The organism is Gemmobacter sp. 24YEA27, assembly GCF_030052995.1.
Taxonomy (GTDB): Bacteria; Pseudomonadota; Alphaproteobacteria; order Rhodobacterales; family Rhodobacteraceae; genus Pseudogemmobacter.
In genome coordinates this window covers 161,119-179,751 of sequence record NZ_JASJPW010000002.1, presented here as the reverse complement: position 1 = coordinate 179,751, position 18,633 = coordinate 161,119, and the positions used below count along the sequence as shown (strand labels likewise).

Annotated in this window: 15 protein-coding genes and 1 pseudogene; 9 read left to right on the top strand and 7 right to left on the bottom strand. The window is 62.1% G+C overall.

Annotation, left to right across the window (positions count from 1 at the left end):
• Positions 1-19 precede the first annotated feature (19 nt).
• Complete coding sequence (locus QNO18_RS18410) at positions 20-1,153, bottom strand: fatty acid desaturase family protein (RefSeq protein WP_283179009.1); 1,134 nt, start codon at positions 1,151-1,153, stop codon at positions 20-22.
• Between the two features lie 156 nt (positions 1,154-1,309).
• Here QNO18_RS18410 and QNO18_RS18405 point away from each other — a divergent pair, with 156 nt between their 5' ends.
• On the top strand, positions 1,310-2,350 hold the full coding sequence (locus QNO18_RS18405) for a LacI family DNA-binding transcriptional regulator (protein ID WP_283179008.1): 1,041 nt from the start codon (positions 1,310-1,312) through the stop codon (positions 2,348-2,350).
• 178 nt (positions 2,351-2,528) lie between these two features.
• Here the strand turns inward: QNO18_RS18405 and QNO18_RS18400 are convergent, their stop codons facing one another.
• Positions 2,529-3,968, bottom strand: a complete 1,440-nt coding sequence (locus tag QNO18_RS18400; RefSeq protein ID WP_283179007.1) for an IS1182 family transposase — start codon at positions 3,966-3,968, stop codon at positions 2,529-2,531.
• A gap of 479 nt (positions 3,969-4,447) precedes the next feature.
• On the opposite strand from QNO18_RS18400, the gene QNO18_RS18395 reads away from it, so the two are divergent.
• The 6 genes and pseudogenes from QNO18_RS18395 (at position 4,448) to QNO18_RS18370 (ending at position 10,582) form a co-directional block, all read left to right on the top strand.
• On the top strand, positions 4,448-5,557 hold the full coding sequence (locus QNO18_RS18395; protein WP_283179006.1) for a phytanoyl-CoA dioxygenase family protein: 1,110 nt from the start codon (positions 4,448-4,450) through the stop codon (positions 5,555-5,557).
• Between the two features lie 72 nt (positions 5,558-5,629).
• Positions 5,630-6,574 carry a sugar ABC transporter substrate-binding protein gene (locus tag QNO18_RS18390; protein WP_283179005.1) on the top strand — a complete coding sequence of 315 codons (945 nt, stop codon included), beginning with the start codon at positions 5,630-5,632 and terminating at the stop codon, positions 6,572-6,574.
• A 62-nt stretch (positions 6,575-6,636) separates the two neighbouring features.
• Positions 6,637-7,755 carry an ABC transporter permease gene (locus QNO18_RS18385; RefSeq protein WP_283179004.1) on the top strand — a complete coding sequence of 373 codons (1,119 nt, stop codon included), beginning with the start codon at positions 6,637-6,639 and terminating at the stop codon, positions 7,753-7,755.
• Positions 7,755-8,533, top strand: a pseudogene (locus QNO18_RS18380) (ATP-binding cassette domain-containing protein). Before QNO18_RS18385 ends, QNO18_RS18380 begins: the two are co-directional and overlap by 1 nt.
• A gap of 9 nt (positions 8,534-8,542) precedes the next feature.
• Positions 8,543-9,733, top strand: a complete 1,191-nt coding sequence (locus tag QNO18_RS18375) for a Gfo/Idh/MocA family oxidoreductase (RefSeq protein ID WP_283179003.1) — start codon at positions 8,543-8,545, stop codon at positions 9,731-9,733.
• Between the two features lie 87 nt (positions 9,734-9,820).
• Complete coding sequence (locus QNO18_RS18370; protein WP_283179002.1) at positions 9,821-10,582, top strand: sulfite exporter TauE/SafE family protein; 762 nt, start codon at positions 9,821-9,823, stop codon at positions 10,580-10,582.
• An 11-nt stretch (positions 10,583-10,593) separates the two neighbouring features.
• Here QNO18_RS18370 and QNO18_RS18365 read toward each other — a convergent pair whose 3' ends face one another.
• The 3 genes from QNO18_RS18365 to QNO18_RS18355 all read right to left on the bottom strand — a co-directional run bounded on the left by QNO18_RS18365 (position 10,594) and on the right by QNO18_RS18355 (position 15,312).
• Entirely contained in the window at positions 10,594-11,466 is an 873-nt protein-coding gene (locus QNO18_RS18365) for a MurR/RpiR family transcriptional regulator (RefSeq protein ID WP_198835083.1), read from the bottom strand.
• A gap of 119 nt (positions 11,467-11,585) precedes the next feature.
• Complete coding sequence (locus tag QNO18_RS18360; RefSeq protein ID WP_283179001.1) at positions 11,586-12,980, bottom strand: YncE family protein; 1,395 nt, start codon at positions 12,978-12,980, stop codon at positions 11,586-11,588.
• A 61-nt stretch (positions 12,981-13,041) separates the two neighbouring features.
• The gene (locus QNO18_RS18355; protein ID WP_283179000.1) at positions 13,042-15,312 is read right to left on the bottom strand and encodes a FepA family TonB-dependent siderophore receptor; all 2,271 of its coding nucleotides are present in this window, start codon (positions 15,310-15,312) and stop codon (positions 13,042-13,044) included.
• A 280-nt stretch (positions 15,313-15,592) separates the two neighbouring features.
• Here QNO18_RS18355 and QNO18_RS18350 point away from each other — a divergent pair, with 280 nt between their 5' ends.
• Together QNO18_RS18350 and QNO18_RS18345 are read left to right on the top strand one after the other, a co-directional pair.
• Positions 15,593-16,321, top strand: coding sequence for a response regulator transcription factor (locus tag QNO18_RS18350; protein WP_283178999.1), 729 nt, complete (start codon positions 15,593-15,595; stop codon positions 16,319-16,321).
• Positions 16,322-16,324: 3 nt separating this feature from the next.
• A complete protein-coding gene (locus QNO18_RS18345; protein WP_283178998.1) occupies positions 16,325-17,668 on the top strand; it encodes an ATP-binding protein in 1,344 nt (447 codons plus the stop codon).
• A gap of 13 nt (positions 17,669-17,681) precedes the next feature.
• Here QNO18_RS18345 and QNO18_RS18340 read toward each other — a convergent pair whose 3' ends face one another.
• Positions 17,682-18,005, bottom strand: coding sequence for a hypothetical protein (locus QNO18_RS18340; protein ID WP_283178997.1), 324 nt, complete (start codon positions 18,003-18,005; stop codon positions 17,682-17,684).
• A gap of 367 nt (positions 18,006-18,372) precedes the next feature.
• Positions 18,373-18,561: a hypothetical protein gene (locus QNO18_RS18335; protein WP_283178996.1), complete on the bottom strand. Its 189-nt coding sequence runs from the start codon at positions 18,559-18,561 to the stop codon at positions 18,373-18,375.
• Positions 18,562-18,633: the final 72 nt, after the last annotated feature.

Here is an 18,633-nt window from a genome sequence, read left to right as displayed (position 1 = left end):
GAGCGGGTGTCCGGCAGGGCTATTCGGCGGCGATCGGACGCGCCTGCGCGTCATAGCCTGCGATGCCGGGGGTGGGGGCACCAGGTTCCAGGTCGCCGTGATATTCGGCGCGGTAGGGCTGGGCGCTGGCGGGCAGCTCGCGCTTGACGAACCAGTCGGGGTTTTTGAACTGGCGGATCAGGGTCGGGATGATCTCGCGGTAAGCCGACAGGATCGAGGGATGCGCGGGTGGCATGTCATGTTTCACCAGCTCATGCATCCGGGGCAGCGCGTGATAAGGCACCATCGGGAACATGTGATGTTCGACATGGAAATTCATGTTCCAGTAGATGAAGCGCGAGATGGGGTTCACATAGACGGTGCGCGAATTCAGCCGGTGGTCGAGCACGTTTTCCGCCAGGCCCAGATGCTGCATGTAGCCGGTCATCACCATATGCCAGCTGCCAAAGAGGATCGGCAGACCCACGACCATGAAGGGCAGGATCGACTGCATCCAGAAGGCCAGCGCCGCGACGCCCAGATAGATCACGGCCCAGATCCGGGCGATCAGGAAGGCGCGTTTGCGCTCGGGCTCCGGCACGAAGGACTTCGTGGTTTCGGGCATATAGCCGGCGATCAGCTGCAACGTAGTTTTTGCATTGCCCCAAAGCTCGAAGATCCCGAAGAAATTCAGGATCAGCCGGGCGACGACCGCCGGGCGCATCGCGATGATCTCGGGGTCATGGCCGACGATGATCGTGTCGGTGTGGTGGCGGGTATGGCTCCAACGCCAGGTCACCGGATTGCGCATCATGCAAAAGCACGCGACCTGATAAACCGCATCATTCATCCAGCGCGTCCTGAACGCCGTTCCATGGCCGCATTCATGCCAGCGACTGTCCATGGCCGAGGCATAGAGCACGCCGTAAACCAGCCAGAAGGGTGCAGACCACCAGGACGGCCAGAGCCAGATGCCCATTGCCGCCGAGGCGATCATCACGCCAAACAGGATGATCGTGTCGCGGATTGCGGGCTGATCCGACCGTGTCATCAGCTCTTTCATCACCTTGCGCGGCAGGTCGGTATGATACCATTGGGCGGAGACGAGGCCGATCTCTTCGGCCAGCCTGGCATCGCGCCCAAGCAGCGCGTAATCGCGGTTCGTATGGCTCATGACCTGTTTCCCCTCCTGCACAGCGACGGTTCCTGACCTCAGACTTGCGGCCTCTCCCGATAGCATTGCAACGAAAATTGCGATTTTCCAGATTCGTTTATTGCAATTCACATCAGAATGATGATGGGTAATGATGGTTTTTGATGGATTTTGCCGATGCGCAAACGTGTAACGATCACCGATCTTGCCAAAGCTGCCGGGGTTTCCGCCGCGACCGTCGACCGGGTGCTGAACGGGCGCAGCACGGTCCGGCAGGCCACGGCGATGCACGTGCTGGACGTCGCCCGAGAGATGGGGTTTCACGCCGCCCCGCTGCTGGAGAAACGCCTGATCGGTGAAAAGGAAAGCCTGACCATCGGCCTGGTGCTTTTGCCGACCGAGCCGGACTTCTACCGCCAGTTCCAGGCCGAGGCCGAGGCGGCAGCCCTTGCCCAAACCGGCCTGCGGCTCCGTATCGTGACCGAATATGCCGCCAATTCCAGCCCCGCCGCCAGTATTGCCGCGCTGGAACGGCTGGCGCCGAAAGTGCAGGCGATCGGCCTCGTCGCGGTGGATCATCCCAGGGTCACCGAGGCAGTGGCGGATCTGAAGGCCAAAGGCATCCCGGTGATCGCGCTGTTATCCGACCTGGCCCAGGGCGTGCGCCATGCCTGTCTGGGGGTCAATAATCTCAAGGTCGGGCGGGTCGCGGCGGCGATGCTGGCGCGGGGTGTGCCCAAAGGGGCAGGGGGAGCGCTCGCGCTGTTTGTCGGCGGCCAGCTCTGGCATGGGCATGAGCTGCGCGAGACCGGGTTTCGCAGCTATATCCGTCGTGAGCGGCCGGATCTCGTCCTGCTCGACACACAGATCAATCTCGACACGGATGATCTGACCTATGAGGCGGCAATTGCGCTGATGGCGCGGCACAAATCGCTTTGTGGCATCTATTGCTGCGGCGGCGGGCGCAATGGCGTGATCCGCGCCGTACGCGAAGAGCGCCGCCATGGCGAGATCGACGTGATCGCCAATGAACTGACCGAGACGACACGGCGCGCGATGGCCGAGGGCATCGTGTCGCTGGTGATCGACACGCCATTGCGCGAGATCTGCGACGCGCTGATCTCCCTCTCCCGTCAGGCGGTCAGGGGCGAGGCGGTGGCGGAGGGCCAGGGCCAGGTTTTCCTGCCTATGCGGCTGATCCTGCCCGAGAGTATCTGACAGCGGCGGGCGGCAATTGGCCGAGGCTGTGTCAAAACTCAGCGGTGGGATCTGTCTGAGGATGGCTTTCCGAGTTGCCCAGCTTTTCGTCGTCAGTTCTTCCTTTTTCGCGGTTGCCGGCCTGATGGGCCTCTCCAGACGCATCGCTGCGCCTGGAAGTGGGACATCTGAACCCCGATCAGGCCGGGATAGCCTGCATCAGTTGCCGGATGCCGATCAGGGAGACGACCCGCTTGATGTTATAGGCCAGAACGTTCAGGGTCATTTCGGTGCGGACGTTTTTCAGCGTTCGGGTCAGGAAATGGGTGTGCCCCATCCATGCCTTGATCGTGCCGAAGGGGTGTTCGACGGTGCAGCGGCGCAGGGTCATCGGATCGGTGTCCCGGCTCAGCCTTTCGCGCATCGCGTCGATCAGATGCTCGTGCTCCCAGCGGGTGATGCGGCGTTCCGTGCCGGTGGTGCATCTGCTTTGCAACGGGCAGGTCTGGCACTCGTTGATCCAGTATCGCCGGACCTGAACGCCACGCTCCTCGGTGGTGTAGCGGTAGATGAGCTCTTCGCCAGCCGGGCAAACATAGACGTCGCGTTCCGTGTCATAGGCAAAGTCGGCCTTCACATACATACCCTTAACCGCATTTCCCGAAGTGGTTGGGCGCGGCACGGTCGTGGTGATGCCCGCCTCATGGCAGGCGAGGATCTCGGGGCCGCTGAAGTAACCCTTGTCGGCGATGGCATGCAGATCGTCGCGGTGGAGGGCCTCCCTGGCTGCGATCACCATCGGGCTGAGCTGGTCGCGGTCGAAGCCCTGATTGGTGACTTCATGCGCAACAATGATGTGGCTCTCTGTATCGACGGCGGTCTGGACGTTGTAGCCCACCATACCGCTGTGCCGGGCGCTGGTCGCCATGGCGCGGGCATCGGGGTCGGTCAGGGAAATCTGGCCATCCGGGACATCGGCCAAGGCCTTGTCCATTACCTTCAATCGAGCGATCTCTTGCCGGATACGGCCATATCTGCGGGCAAGGTGCAGTGCTTTCGCGGCGTGGGCCTCGCCCTCTTCCTGCCGGTCAATGCGCTCCATCTCATTGATATAGCGGTCTACATCTGCCTCAAGATGGGCGAGACGGCTCGCGATCTTGTTCTTCGTGAAGTTCCTGTCACGATTGTTGACGGCCTTGAACTTGCTCCCGTCGATGGCCACGCAATCGCCCTTCAGCACCCCGATCCGGCGACACAATTCCACGAACTGGGCGCAGGTCCTGCGGATCGCGGGACCATTCGTGCGGCGGAACTCGGCGATGGTCTTGTGGTCTGGCACCAGCCTGCCGATCAGCCACATCACCTCGACATTGCGTCCCGCCTCGCGTTCCAGTCGACGGCTCGACGGGATCCGGTTCAGATAGCCATAAATGAACAGCTTCAGCGGCACCGCAGGATGATACCCCGGTCGACCTGTGCGTGCCGAGGTCGAGCGCACGAAACCAAGGTCAGACAGATCAAGCTCATCGACGAACAGATCTACAACGCGGACAAGATCATCTTCGCCGATCCAGTCCTCCAGCCGCTCCGGGAAAAGCACCGTCTGGCTGCGCTGAACGCCCTCGATGAAACCCGCCATGCTGATCCCCCGCTACCGAGAAAGCATAGCATGCCACCGAGTTTTGACACACCCTCGGTCCTGAGACTGCCGTCAGGATGCAGGATTGAAGGGGTTTTGCGGCGGATCGAATCAAAGACCGGGACTTGCCGGGGGACGATTTTCTGCAAGGAAAATTGCAAGACCGCAATCGAAGCCGGTGCCGCTGCCATGGGGACGGTTGCACCGTGTAAGGTCAGAAAATTCAAATAACCCAATAAGATAAATCATTTTTTCAAATCAAATCTGCGCCCGCGCGCCAGATGCACCCATTGGGATCAGGACAGATTTCTGAATTAAAGGTTGACACACTCAAATTTCTGCAATCAATATTGCCAAACTAATCAGGTTGCAATTTTACAGAAGCAGACAACCGGCATCGCGTGGAGGACGCGGGGCCGGCACGGTCGGCTGATGTCTTGTCGCCTGATCCGACAGGTCGACGATGAAGGGAGAGCATCGTGAAGGATTTGGTCCCCGAGATCAGTCTTGAAGAGTTTCGCGCTCAGGTGGAGACGGTGACCACCATCGAGCATTGCCCCTCGGCCATCGCCATTGAAAAGAATATTCCGATCTATGATGGCGCGCGTGTCAGCGCGGAGATTTCACGCGAATGGGCGCAGGTGATCGGCGAGGGCGCCGGGGTTTTCGTGGTCAAGAACGCCTTTGCCGACAAGGGCGCGATTGATGCAGCCTCGGACGCGTTTCGCGCGATTATCGCGCATGAGCGTGAGACCGGCGTTGCGGCAGGCGATCATTTCGCCAAGGCCGGCGCCAATGACCGGATCTGGAACAGCCTGCAAAAGCTCTGCCTGCATGATCCGGCGGTTTATGCCCGCTATATGGCCAATCCGGTGATTGATATTGCCTGCCGCGCCTGGCTTGGGCCGGGCTATCAGATCGCAACTCAGGTGAACCAGGTCCGTCCTGGCGGCAAGGCACAGGCACCGCATCGCGACTATCACCTCGGTTTCATGTCGCCGGATCAGATGGCGCAATATCCGGATCATATCCACGCGACCGGCCCGACGCTGATCCTGCAAGGCGGCGTCGCGCATTGTGATATGCCGGTCGAGAGCGGAACCACGAAACTGCTGCCGCATTCGCAGCGCTTCCTGCAGGGCTATATCGCCGCCACCCGGCCCGCGTTTCGCGAGTATTTCGAAGAGCATCACGTTCAGCTGCCGCTGGAAAAAGGTGATGCAATCTTTTTCAGCCCGGCCCTGTTCCATGCGGCGGGTGAGAACAGGACCTCTGACGTTGTGCGGATGGTGAACCTGATCCAGACCGCCAGCGCCTTTGCCCGCCATATGGAGGCGATTGACCGCACCGCGATGTGCCGTGCCGTTTTTCCGCATCTCGCAGCGCTATCACCCGAGGGCCGGCATGCGGTGATCGCGGCCACGGCGGATGGCTATCCCTTCCCGACCAATCTCGACACCGATCCGCCGATTGGCGGTCTTGCGCCTGAAACCCAGCAGGATCTGCTGGCGCGCGCGGTGTCTGAGGGCTGGGACGCCGCAAGGCTCGACGCAGCGCTGGACGCGCAGGAGGCAAAACGCCGCCCGTAACACCTGTCAAACCAGAATCCGCCATGGCTTCCGGCGGTCACAGAGGGAAGCCGCAAAGGGAGGATTACCACAATGAAATCAATGCTGAGATCGGTCGCCATCGGGGCGGTTCTTGCGGTGACCGCTATGGTCAGCTCTGCAAAGGCAGAAGGCGAACAATTCGTCTGGATCAGCCATGGCCCGGACAGTGACAGCTGGTTCAACGTGATCAAGAATGCGATCAAGGTCACCAATGAGCAGATGGGTGTGAACACCGAATACCGTAACCCCGCGACCGGCGACCTCGCCGATATGGCGCGGATCGTACAGCAGGCCGCCGCCGCCGATGTCGACGGTATCATCGTTACCATCGCCGATTACAATGTGCTGGAAGGCCCGATCAAGGACGCCGTCGCCAAGGGGATCCCGGTCGTCACCGTGAACTCGGGCACTGTCGAAGAAAGCAAGAAACTCGGTGCGCTGCTCCATGTCGGTCAGCCGGAATATGAGGCGGGTCTCGGCGCAGGCGAGCGTGCTAAAGAGGCGGGGATCACCACCTTTCTTTGCGTCAACCACTATATCACCAATCCTGCATCGGTAGAGCGTTGCCGTGGTTTTGCCGACGGTCTGGGCGTCGAGCTCGGCAGCCAGATGATCGACTCGGGCATGGACCCGTCGGAAGTCGCCAATAAAGTGAAAGCCTATCTTACCGCGAACCCCGATACCGGCGCGATCCTGACCCTTGGTCCGAATTCGGCCGAGCCGTCGATCCGTGCGGTCAAGGAACTTGGCCTCGATGGCGAAATCTATTTCGGCACCTTTGACCTGTCGTCGGAAATCTCGGGCGCGATCAAAGACGGAACCATCAATTTCGCTATTGACCAGCAGCCCTTCCTGCAAGGCTCGGTGCCGATCCAGGTTCTGACCGCCTATGTCCGTTATGGCGTGGCGCCGTCGAACTCGGTCTTCACCGGTCCGGGCTTCGTCACCAAAGAGAATATCGAATTCGTCGAGTCTCTCGCCGGCGAATATCGCTGATCTGGTGCAAGGGCCGGGGCACAAAACGCACCCGGCCCGTTTTACCTGTGGGGATTATCCAAATGACAGAAGCCGTCCAGGCTCAAAAAGACGAGCGCGTCAGAACCGTCTCGCCCTTGCGCCGCGCGCTGATCCGGCCCGAACTGGGCGGCATTTGCGGCACCATCCTTGTCTTCCTGCTGTTCGGTGCCATCGCCGGCGATTCCGGCATGTTCCGGGCCGAAGGCATCATGAACTGGACCGTGGTCTCCGCGCAGTTCATGATCATTGCGGTCGGCGCCTGCCTCTTGATGATCGCGGGCGAGTTCGACCTTTCGACCGGCTCGATGATCGGCTTTGCCGGAACCGTGATGGCGATCCTTTCCGTGCATATGGGCTGGCCGCTCTGGGCGGCAATCCTGTTTACCTTTGCCTTTTGTATGCTGATCGGCGCGCTGAACGGCTGGCTTGTGGTCAAGACCGGGCTGCCTTCTTTCATCGTGACGCTTGCATTCCTGTTCATCCTGCGGGGCCTGACAATCTGGGGCTCGGTCTATTTCACCCGCCAGACCATTATCGGCGGCGTCGCCGAGAAAGCCCAGGGCGACTGGCTTGCGCCGGTTTTTGGCGGCAAGATCCTGACCGGCTTTTTCGCCTGGATGGGCGAGGCGGGCTGGATCGCTACCTTTACCCGCGGCTCGCGCGCGGGGCAGCCGGTGGTTGACGGCATCCCGATGCTGGTTGTCTGGGCGCTGGCGCTGGTCATCCTAGGCCATCTGCTTCTGACCCGCACCAAATTCGGCAACTGGATCTTTGCTTCGGGCGGCGACGCCCAGGCCGCGCGCTATGTCGGCGTGCCGGTGAACCGGGTGAAAATCTCGATGTTCATGTTCTCGGCCTTTTGCGCCTGTGTCTTCGCCACCTGCCAGGTGATGGAATTCGGCTCGGCCGCAGCTGACCGCGGGATGCTGAAAGAATTCGAGGCAATCATCTGCGTGGTGATCGGCGGCGCGCTTCTGACCGGCGGTTACGGATCGGTGATCGGTGCGGCTTTGGGCGCTGTGATCTTCGGGGTCGTGCAACAGGGCCTGTTCTTCGCCAATGCCGAAAGCTCGCTGTTCCGGGTCTTCCTTGGCGCCATCCTTTTGGTCGCCGTCATCATGAACACCTATATCCGCCGCATCATCACGGGAGAACGCTGATGACGACTCCAATCGTGGAAATGCGCAATATCAAGAAGAACTTCGGCCATGTAATCGCGCTGAACGGGGTGTCCTTTGATGTGAAAGCGGGTGAATGCCATTGCCTGCTGGGCGATAACGGCGCCGGGAAATCGACCTTCATCAAGACGATGTCGGGGGTTCACCGGCCCTCTTCCGGAACGATGGTGATCGAGGGCAAACCCGTCACTTTTGAATCCCCCCGTGACGCTATGGGGCGGGCATCGCCACCGTCTACCAGGATCTCGCGATGATCCCGCTGATGTCGGTGGTGCGCAACTTCTGGATGGGGCGCGAGCCGGAAAAAGGCATCTGGCCCTTCCGCAATCTCGATATGAAAAAGGCCGAAGAGGTCACCATGTCCGAGATGAAGAAGATGGGGATCAACCTGCGCGGCCCGGATCAGGCGGTGGGCACCCTTTCCGGGGGCGAACGCCAGACCGTCGCCATTGCCCGCGCCGTCTATTTCGGGGCGAAAGTGCTGATCCTTGACGAGCCGACCTCGGCTCTGGGGGTGCGCCAGACCGCGAATGTGCTGGGCACCATCGACCGGGTCAGAAAGCAGGGCATCGGCGTTGTGTTCATCACCCATAACGTGCGCCATGCCATGGCGGTTGGCGACAGGTTCACCGTGCTGAACCGGGGCCAGACTTTGGGCACCGCGACCAAGGGCGATGTCGATGCCGCGCGTCTGCAGGATCTGATGGCGGGCGGGCAGGAACTGGCCGAGCTGGAATCCTCGCTGGGCGGCACGATTTAAGGAAAAGCGATGAGCTTTACGGACAGAAGCAATCTGCGTCAGCCCCCACTGGGGCGGCGCCTTCGCCTTGGTTTTGTGGGCGGCGGGCGGGGCGGGCTCGTGGGCAGCTGGCACTTCTCGGGCGCGCGGCTTTCGAACCATTTCGATGTTGTGGCGGGGGCGCTGTCTTCCCGCCTGGACACGGCGAGGCTTTCTGCGGCAGACTGGGTGATCCCGGCGGATCGCAGCTATAGTGACTACCGCGAGATGGCGCGGGCCGAGGCCGCCCGGCCCGATGGCATCGACGCGGTGGCGATCTGCACCCCGAATGACAGCCATGCGGCGGTGGCGATTGCCTTTCTCGAGGCCGGGATCGACGTGATCCTGGATAAGCCGATGACGGCGATGCTGGCTGAGGCCGAGGCACTGGTCGCGGTGCAGCAAAAGACCGGCGTCAGCCTGACCATGACCTATCCGTTCTCGCATCACGCTATGGTGCGCCAGGCTCGCGCGCTGGTCGATGAGGGTGCCCTGGGCCGCATTGCGCAGGTGCATGTCGAATATCTCCAGGACTGGAACCTGGCGGCGCAAGCCCTGGATGGCGCGCCCTGGCGGCAGGATCCCAAACGGGTGGGCCGCAGCTCGATCGTGGGCGATATTGGCACACATGCCCATCACCTGCTCCATACCTTCACCGGCCTCGACGTGGCCAGTCTGCGTGCCGATATGTTCACCTGTGGCGGCCTGAAACCGCAGCCGGATACCGCCCATATCGGGCTGAAGCTCAGCAATGGAGCGCCGGCGACGATGCAGCTTTCCAATGCGGCGGTCGGGCAATATTGCGCGCTGAGGATCCGGGTCTGGGGCGACAAGGGCGCGCTCGACTGGGATCAGGAAAAGCCCGAAGAGCTGCGTTTCACCCCTGCCGAGGCCGAAGAGCGTATCTTCCGCAGGGGTGCCGCCCAGGGCATCCGCCCGGCAGCCGAAGCTTTGATCCATCTGCCGCGGGGCCATGGCGAGACCCTGACAGATGCCTGGGCCAATCTTTACGCCGAGGCCGGGATCGTGATTGCCGCCCGCCGCTCAGGGCGCGATCTGGGTCAGGCCTCGACCAGGCTCTCCGGTGTCGCAGACGGGCTCAGAGGCATGGATTTCGTCGAGGCCTGCGCCGACAGCCATGAGGCGGGCGGCATCTGGACCCAGATGGCGGATCGCGACTGATCCGCCGCTTTCATGTGGCCCGCTCCCTGGTCACATGATGGCCCGGCGTTCCCTCGCGCCGGGCCAGGTTTTTAATATGGTGACGAAATGCCGATCCTTGACACGCCTGGCGCGCTGATCGCCACCCTGATCGCAGTGATCCTTGTCGGGCTGTCAAAGGGTGGTCTTGGCGGCATGAGCCTTCTGGGCGTGCCGATCATGGCGATGGTGATGTCGCCGGTGACGGCGGCCGCGATTCTGCTGCCGGTGCTGGTGGTGATGGATGTGGTCAGCGTCGCGAGCTGGCGCAAATGGGTCGACTGGCGGCTGATTGCGCTTTTGATGCCCGGGGCGCTGGCGGGGATCGGCATTGGCTGGTTCACCGCCGAGATGGTCTCGGATGCCGTGGTGCGGTTGATTGTGGGCGTGGTGTCTGCCGCTTTCGTGCTGCGCGTCCTCGGCCAGCATCTGATGCGGCGAGAGGTGCGCCCTCGCGGACAGCGCCCGGCCCAGGCGCAGTTCTGGGCCGGCATTGCGGGATATACCAGCTTTGTCGCCCATGCCGGTGCGCCGCCATTGCAGATCTATATGATGCCGCTGAAGCTGGATCCGAAGCTCTACACCGGCACTTTGGTGATGTTCTTCGCGATCACCAATGCGCTGAAACTGATCCCCTATTTCGCGCTTGGCCAGTTCGGGGCCGAAAACCTCACCGCCTCGGCGCTGCTTTTGCCGCTTGCGGTTGTCTCGACCTGGGCAGGGGCCTGGGCCGTCCGGCGGATGCGGGCCGATATCTTCTATCTGCTGACCTATGTCTCGGTCGCGCTGGTCGCGGTCAAGCTTATCGGGGACGGGCTGGCGGGGCTATAGATCAGGGGGTATCAGGTTCCCGTTACGGTCGGGATACGGGGCGCCTCGACATTTTGTTGCACCCGCGCTGCCACGGCGACGGTCAGCGCCTGCGCCAGACACATTGGCGCCGCCAGCGAGCGCGAGAAGGTGTAATCATGTTCCGGCACCGGAAACAGCACGGTCGCCGATTTCGCCAGCGGTGACAGCGTGCTGTCCGAGATCGCCACGATCCCCACTCCGCGCGCGCCCGCCTCTTCGACGATGGACACGACCTCTTTCGCATAGAACCGGAACGAGACTGCCATCAGAACATCCTTCGGCCCCATGGTGCGGGCGACATAGGTCGAAAGACCGCCTGCGGAATCGAGAAGGATGCAGCGTTTGCCGATCATGGTCAGCTGGTAGCGCATCAGCTCCACCACCGGGAGCGAGCGCATCTGACCCACAAGGTAAACCGTCTCGGCCTCCTGAAAGAGGGTCGCGGCCTGGACCAGATCTTCCTGGCGGATATCGTTCAGCATTTCCTGCAGCGAGGCGATATCACGCACCACCAGATCGCTGAGGAAGCTCAGCTCCGAGCGCCCGCCCGAGGTGTGCAGCTCGGTTTCCAGCAGCTTGACCCGCGCCTCGAACCCCGGCGCAGCGGTTGCAAGACGGCGCTGGAACAGCGCCTGCAGCTCTTTGAAGCCCTTATATCCCAGGGCCTGGGCAAAGCGCACAAAGCTTGAGGCATGGATGCCGCAGCGCTCGGCAATCGCATTAACCGACTGCACCGCGACCTCATTGGGGTTCTGGGTCAGGAAGACCGAGATCCGCTGATAGGTCTTGCTCATCTGATCATGGCGCTCATGGATGAGGCGGATCAGCTCTTCATAGTCTTTCGGCGGCGTCATATCGGTCATGCGGAGGTCTCCCTCCAGTATTTTGCAACAGGTTTTGCAAAAATCCAAGAGCCATTGCAGATCTGACCGCCTTGATGCGGCGCCCCGACCACAGCCAGGGCGCCGCAGGTGGTGGGCTTTTATTGTGCCGGCGTCAGGCGCCAGAGATTGTCGCCGGTCGGATCGTCTTCGCCGCGCGCCTTGTTCACCGCCCAGATCCGGCCCTGGCCATCGGCGCGGAGCTGGTTGGTCGAGTTGCCGGCGTCCAGATTGGCGAGGATTTCGCCCTGCCCATTGACCACCGTGATCGTGCCCGCGCCGCGATTGGCGATATAGGCGGCATTCGAGGCCGCGTCATAGGTGACGTTCAGCGGCTGCGCGCCGACCGCCACATCATGGATCACTTCGCCTTTCGCGACATCGACCACCAGCACATTGTCCGATTGCTGCGAGACGACAAAGGCAAGGCCCTGGGCCGCATCATAGGCCACACCGGCGGCACCTTTGGCACCGGGCAGCGCGATCACTCTGACATCGCCCGATTTCAGATCGATCACGGCAAGCTCATTGGTGCTCATCGAAACATTGACGAGAATGCCCGAGGCCGGGTCGATATCCAGCGCCATCGCCGACCATGCACCGCCGCGTTCGCCCGAAGTGATGGTGATCGGTGCCAGCTGCTCCAGCGTTGCGGTGTCGAACACTTCGATATTGCCGGTGCGGGTGGCCGAGGCATAGGCCCGGCCATTCGCCTCGTCGATCACCACATCGCGGGCATGGTTGACCGAGCCCGGCGCGAATTGCCGGACCAGAGAAAGGTCGGATTGCTTATAGACCGAAATGGTGTCCTGCCGGGTGTTTGTCACCCAGACATTGCCATTCACATCATCCACGCCCACGCCGTAAACCGCGAAAAGCCCGGCATCCTCGCCATTCTCGCGCGCGGGTGCGGCCTCGGGTGTGACCTGGGCCAGCTGTTCCAGCGTATTGGCATCAAGCTTGGTCAGCGCCGATTGTTTGACCGGCGGGCGGCCGACGGCCGAGGTCACGAACACCGCATCCGAGGCTTTTGAATAAGCCACCTGATAGAGGCCACGCGTCACCGGACCATTGGCGATGGTGAATTTATCTGCGCCCGAAAGTGGCACTTCGGGCGAGATTTTCAGCGTCACCACCTCGGCGGCGGCGGGGTTTTCGGCAATGACCAGGATCGGCTGCAGCCCGGTTGCGGCATCGGCATCGACGTCAAGGTCAAAGCTGAATGCGCCTTCAGCATCGACCAGCAGCGGGCCGTCGGCATTCAGGACATTGGGGCCGCGCATCAGGGTGATTTCCTGATCGGGGATCAGCCCTTCGCCCGAAATGGTGACCTTGCTGCCAGTATAGACCGGCGCGCCGCGCTCGGAGCTGGCGGCGCTGACGCGGCCCTGGAAATCCCGGACCGGGGTGAAGACGCTATCGGCTGAGACCGGGCCAGCCAGCAGGATCGCAAGGGTCGAGGCGCTGAGAAGCGGGCGGAATGCTTTGGAAAACATGATGTTTCTTTCTGACAAGAGGGTGCCCGGCCGGATCATCCGGCCGGGACATTTGCATCGCTCAGAAGGATTTGGTCAGACCGACATAGAAGGCGCGGCCTGGCTCGTTGAAGGTGTTCGAGCCACCGCTGGTCTCGGTGCGGTAGATCTTCTTGTCCAGGAGGTTGGTCACACCGGCGGTCATGCGGGCGGTCTCGGTGACATCCCAGTTCATGCCAATGTTGAACAGGGTGTAGCCGCCGCGCTCATTGGGGTCGGTGGTGACCGCATTGGACACCGAGCTGATCGCCGAAGGCTGGATCGGGCCGTAATGGGTGGCGCCGAGCGAGAAGCCCAGATCGTCACGGGCCTGCCAGTCAAGCGTGGCATTGATCGTATAATCGGGGACCAGCGAAAGCGGCTGGCCGGTCGATTTAATCTTCGAGTCGATCATATAGGTGACATTGGTGTTCAGCGAGATCGTGTCGCTGAGCCGGGTCGCAAAATTACCTTCGATCCCCTCGACCACAGCCGGCCCGGTGTTTTCCCAGCGGAACAGGCGGTTGGTGGTGGCGCCGGGATTTTCCTGGATCTGGCCCGACTGGATCTTGTTCTTATAGTCGTTGTGGAAATAGGTCAGGCTGGCATTGATGCCGTTATCGCCCTCATAGGCGAACCCGATTTCCTTGTTGACGCTGATCTCGGGATCAAGATCGGGATTGCCGACCACAAAACAGGGGCCGGTCAGACGCACACCATTGACCCAGGGACAGCCATTGCCGTTGGTCGTATAGACATAGCCCGGGTTCAGCTGGAACACGTTCGGCGTCTTGAAGGCGCGGGCGATGCCGAGCTTCATCTTCCATTCATCGCTGAAACGGTATTCAGCATTCAGGCTGGGCGAGGCATTGCCGCCAAAATCGCTGGAATAGTCGTAGCGCAGGCCGGGGGTGATGATCAGATTGTCCGACCATTCGATATTGGCTTCGGCATAAAGCCCGACGCGGTTCATCGCGAGAACCGGGTCGCGGCTGGCGGCATTGTTGATCAGCGTCGGGTCGGTGATGGAGCCGGGCAGGCTGGTGACGATCGAGACCGGATCGTCGATCTTCTCGCGGCGGAATTCACCGCCCAGCGTCACCGTCGCTCCACGGCCGAAAAGATGCATCGGCAGGATCCATTCCGACTTGGCGGTGATGTTCTCCAGCTTGATGGTGCGGAAGGCGAAGCTGTCATTGACGCCATCACCATCGGCATCCGCGCAATAGCTGATCCGGCCCTCGCCTGCGCCGGCGACGCCTTCACAAAGCCGCGTATTGGTGGTGTTTTCCAGCTGGATAAAGCTGTTCGACGTGCCGAAATCATAGTCGCCGCGATGGGTGATCGCGAAGGTGCGGCGGTACATCTTATTGGTTTCGGTGCCGATAAGCCCCAGGTAATCCTCGACGATATGGGGCTGGGTGGCCGAGTTCGCCGGCCAGCTGCCAAGCTGCGAGTCGCCGGCGAATTTATTGCCCTGGCGCGAGAAGTTCATCTCGAAATCCAGCTCGTGGTTCTCGGCGATCTTCCAGGTGGCCAGAGCGCCGATATCCTTGTTCGAAACACCTTCTTTGCCGGCCAGGGGCGTGGCACCGGTCGCGGTCGGAGGGTTGAGATCGGCCGCATCGCCATTGGTCTTGTTATAGCCGCCGAAGATCCGCAGGCTGAGCCTCTCGCCCACCGGGCCCGCCAGCATGAAAGACCCGCGATAGCTGTCGCCTTCCTTGCTGTTATCGGGCGCGGTGTAATGCAGCCCGACCTGACCGGTAAAACTGTCAGGGCGTTTGGTCACGATATTGACCACACCGCCCGAGGCGCCCGAACCGTAGCGCGCCGCCGCCGGGCCGCGAATGACTTCGATCCGCTCGATGAGCTCTGCCGGAACCCAGTTGGAATCGCCCCGGGTGTCACGCTCGCCATTGCGGCCCATCTTGACCGCATTGCGCGAATTGACCGGTTTGCCGTCGATCAGGATCAGGGTGTTTTCCGGCCCCATGCCGCGCAGGTCGATCTGGCGCTGGTTGCCGCGCTGACCCGAAGCCGAGGCCCCTGTCAGGTTGACGCCCGGCATCTTGCGCACGACTTCCGAGATGTCATTCATCACCGGGGTTTTTGCCAGATCTTCTGCGGTGATGGTCGAGACGCCTAGCGCCTGTTTGATCTGGTCTTCGGCCGAAAGAACGATGGTGCCAAGTTCGACCGCCTCGTCCTCTTCCGAGCTCGACTGGGCAAGGGCCGGGGTCACCAAAAAACCGGTGGAAAGCACCAGAAACAGCGCCGTGCCGGATGCAAGGCGCGATGAATGGGTCTGCATCACAAGACTCCGTGGAATCGGGGTTTCTGGCTGGCTGAATGCGGGCTTTGGCCCGGTTCATGCCGCGACACCCGGGCGGGGCAAGCCGTTTGCGACAGAACTGTCGCGAACTGTCTCTGGCTGACGGGTTTCGCCGGATTTGTCCTGGAAATTCACTCAGGAATGTGACAACCTCGCCACGTTGTCCGGGCCGGTGGCCGGGTTTACTATGGGTTTGGCTCCGGTCGGGGGAATCTCCTGGACATCATTCCGGCAGCCGAGGCTCCGGGGCCCCTGGCGAATGCAGAAGACATACATACCGAAACTGCTGGTGGTCGATGACGCCGCCGATATCCGCGATCCGCTTTGCCACTATCTCGCGAGGAACGGGTTCGAGGCGGTTGGCGCCGCATCGGCGGATGAGGCGCGGGCGGTTTTGCACGATGAAACGATCAGCCTCATTATCCTTGATCTGATGATGCCGGGCGAAGACGGGCTAAGTTTCTACCGCGCGCTGATGAACAGCAGCACCGGGGCGCGCATTCCGGTGATCATGCTGACGGCGCTGCACAGTGACGCCAATAAGATCCGGGGCCTCGATCTGGGCGCTGATGATTATGTGACCAAACCCTTCAATCCGCGCGAGCTGTTGTCGCGCATTCATGCCGTTTTGCGGCGGGGCAGCCTCGCAAAACCCGGGCCGGCGCGGGAAAGGCGGCGTTTTGCCGGGATCGTGCACGATCCTCAGCTACAGGCATTGCTGCTGCCCGACGGGGCCGAGGTCGGGCTGACCTCGGGCGAGAACCGGCTTCTTGAGGCGCTGCTTGATCATCCGGGCGGGGTCCTGAGCCGCGAGGACATCGCAAAGCTGATCAGCCGCAAGGGGGATACGACGACGATGCGTGCCGCCGACAATTGCATATTCCGGCTGCGGCGCAAGCTTGGGGACAATGCGCGGGCGCCGAAGATCCTCCTGACCGACTGGGGTGGCGGCTACCGGATTGTTGACGATGTCCGGCCGGACGGCTGAGGCATGCAGTTTCGTCTTCCTGACAGTATCCATGGCCGTTTCGCGCTTTTGCTGATTGCCTCGCTGTTGTTTTGCAATGTCGCCGCCGCCTGGCTTCTGGCGCAGGAAGGGTCGGCCTTTGACCAGGCGATCCGGGTGCAGCATGATATGGGCCGTCTCGTCGCGCTGATTGACACCATTGAAGAGACCGACCGCGAGACCGGCGAGGCGATCGTCACCCGCTCGATGACCGGATACACCCGTTTTTCCATCGAACCTGACCCGCTGACCCGCAATGCGGGGGAGGAGCTGGGTGATATCGCCGATGAGATCCGCCGTGCACTGCCGAACCATGTGATCCTTGTGGCCCGGCCCATCGCCCGGCAAAGCGCCGATCTGCACAGCCCGGCGCTTCTGATCATCTCGGTCCAGCTGGCCAAGGGAGTGCGTCAGGGGGAATGGCTCAATTCACTGGTCTATCCGCTGGGTCTCTCGAATGTCTGGCGGCAGAAATCGACGTTTTTCATCCCGCTGATCGCGTCGCTTTCGGTGGCACTGGCGATCGGGCTTTTCTTCCTGAACCAGATGACGCGCCCGCTGCAAAAGCTGGCCGCTGCTTCGCTGGCGGCAGGGCGGGGGGATCATTCGGTGCGCCTGACTGAAACCGGCCCGCGCGAGATCCGCGATGCGGCGACGTCGTTCAACACGATGCAAAGCCAGATCGCCGCATTTGAAGAGGACCGGCGCCGGATGCTGGCGTCAGTTGGCCATGACCTGCGCACGCCCATCACCAGCCTGCGGTTGCGCGTCGAAGGGGTAGATGAGGATGCGCTGCGCCTGCCGATGATCCGCATCCTCGAAGATATGACGGTGATGACCGATGATATCCTGCGCTACACCACCGGATCCGGGCCGGAAGAAGAGCGCCGTGAGACCGATCTGCGCGAGGTGCTGGCCGATCTTTGCGCGGGGGCGGGGGTAAATCTCGCGGCGCATGAGCCGGTGATCGCTCCGGTGCAGGAGGTGGCGATCCGCCGCGCCGTTGGCAATCTGATCGACAATGCGCAGCGCTATGCGGGCTCGGCCCGGGTGAGCCTTGAACGTATCCGGGGGGCGGCGGTGATTACGGTCAGCGACCGCGGCCCGGGGATCCCGGAGAACCGGCTTGCCGATGTGCTGCAGCCCTTTGTCCGCGGCGAGGAAAGCCGCTCACGCGAGACCGGCGGCATTGGTCTCGGCCTCGCGATCACCCGCAAGATCGTCGCAGCGCATGGCGGCACGATGGCGCTGAGGAACCGGGCGGGTGGCGGCCTGGAGGTGGAATTGCAGCTGCCTTCGGGCCCGGTTCAGCCGGGTTTGGCGGAGTGAACCGGGCCAGAAATCAACTTTTGCCTCCAAAAAGGCGGGCCCAGAATCCCGGTGGTTTTCCGGCTTCGGTTTCGGCATCCATTGCAGTCGCGGCTGGCTGGCTGCGGGCGGCGCGGCGTTGTCCCGCTTTCACCTCGAGCGCGGCCCGGCCAGCATCGCTCAGCCGGTAGCGCCGCGCGGTCACGATGCGCAACAGGCCAAGATCGGTCAGCCGCTCGGCCAGGGCGACCACCTCTTCGCCACGCGGATCGTCTTTCAGCGACAGGATCCCGCCCGGCGCGGTTTGTGCTTCGGCAAGCAATGCCTTCTGGGGCGCAGAGAGGCCCTTTTCTGTCATAGCCGACCTGTCATGGCGCGCCGCCTGTTCCTTGCCATCTTCCCCCCGGCATATGCCCTGCGGCCGAGTTTACCCCAATGCGACACGAACAGCAGTGCAATTCTCGATGAGCGGCGCGCGAGGCGCTCAACCAGTGTCGAAACCACGCCCTGGCCCCGCCGCAGTCTGTTGGGGTATTTGATCGTATTGGTCTTGCGCCGCATCTGCCCCCCTCCACGCGTCCGGGCCGCTTTCGCGCCCGCCGCCGAGGGGCGCTGCTCTGTCTCGGGCAGATCGGCGGTGAAGATCGATGAAGAGAACCCCGTGCCAATTGCAGTTCGATCAGGGCCGGTCGGATCCAGAAGGTTGCAGCACCTTCGACACGCCCCTACTCGCCGCCGGTCACCTGGCCATCACGCGCGCGGGCAGCGGCAATGGGCTTTTGCACAGCGTCAAACGCGGCGCGGTCAGTCAGCGGCCCGACCAGCGGCGCAGAGATCAGGGGGAGCCCGATGGAGGCCGGGGCCCCGGCCTTGCGCAGCCAGGGAAGCAGTGCCCGTGTGATGCGCTCCTGCACAAAGAGCCGTCCGGGTTCGGTTCACGCCGCCCGATGTTCCTCCCCGGGAGCCGCACCGGCTTGCCGCGCCGA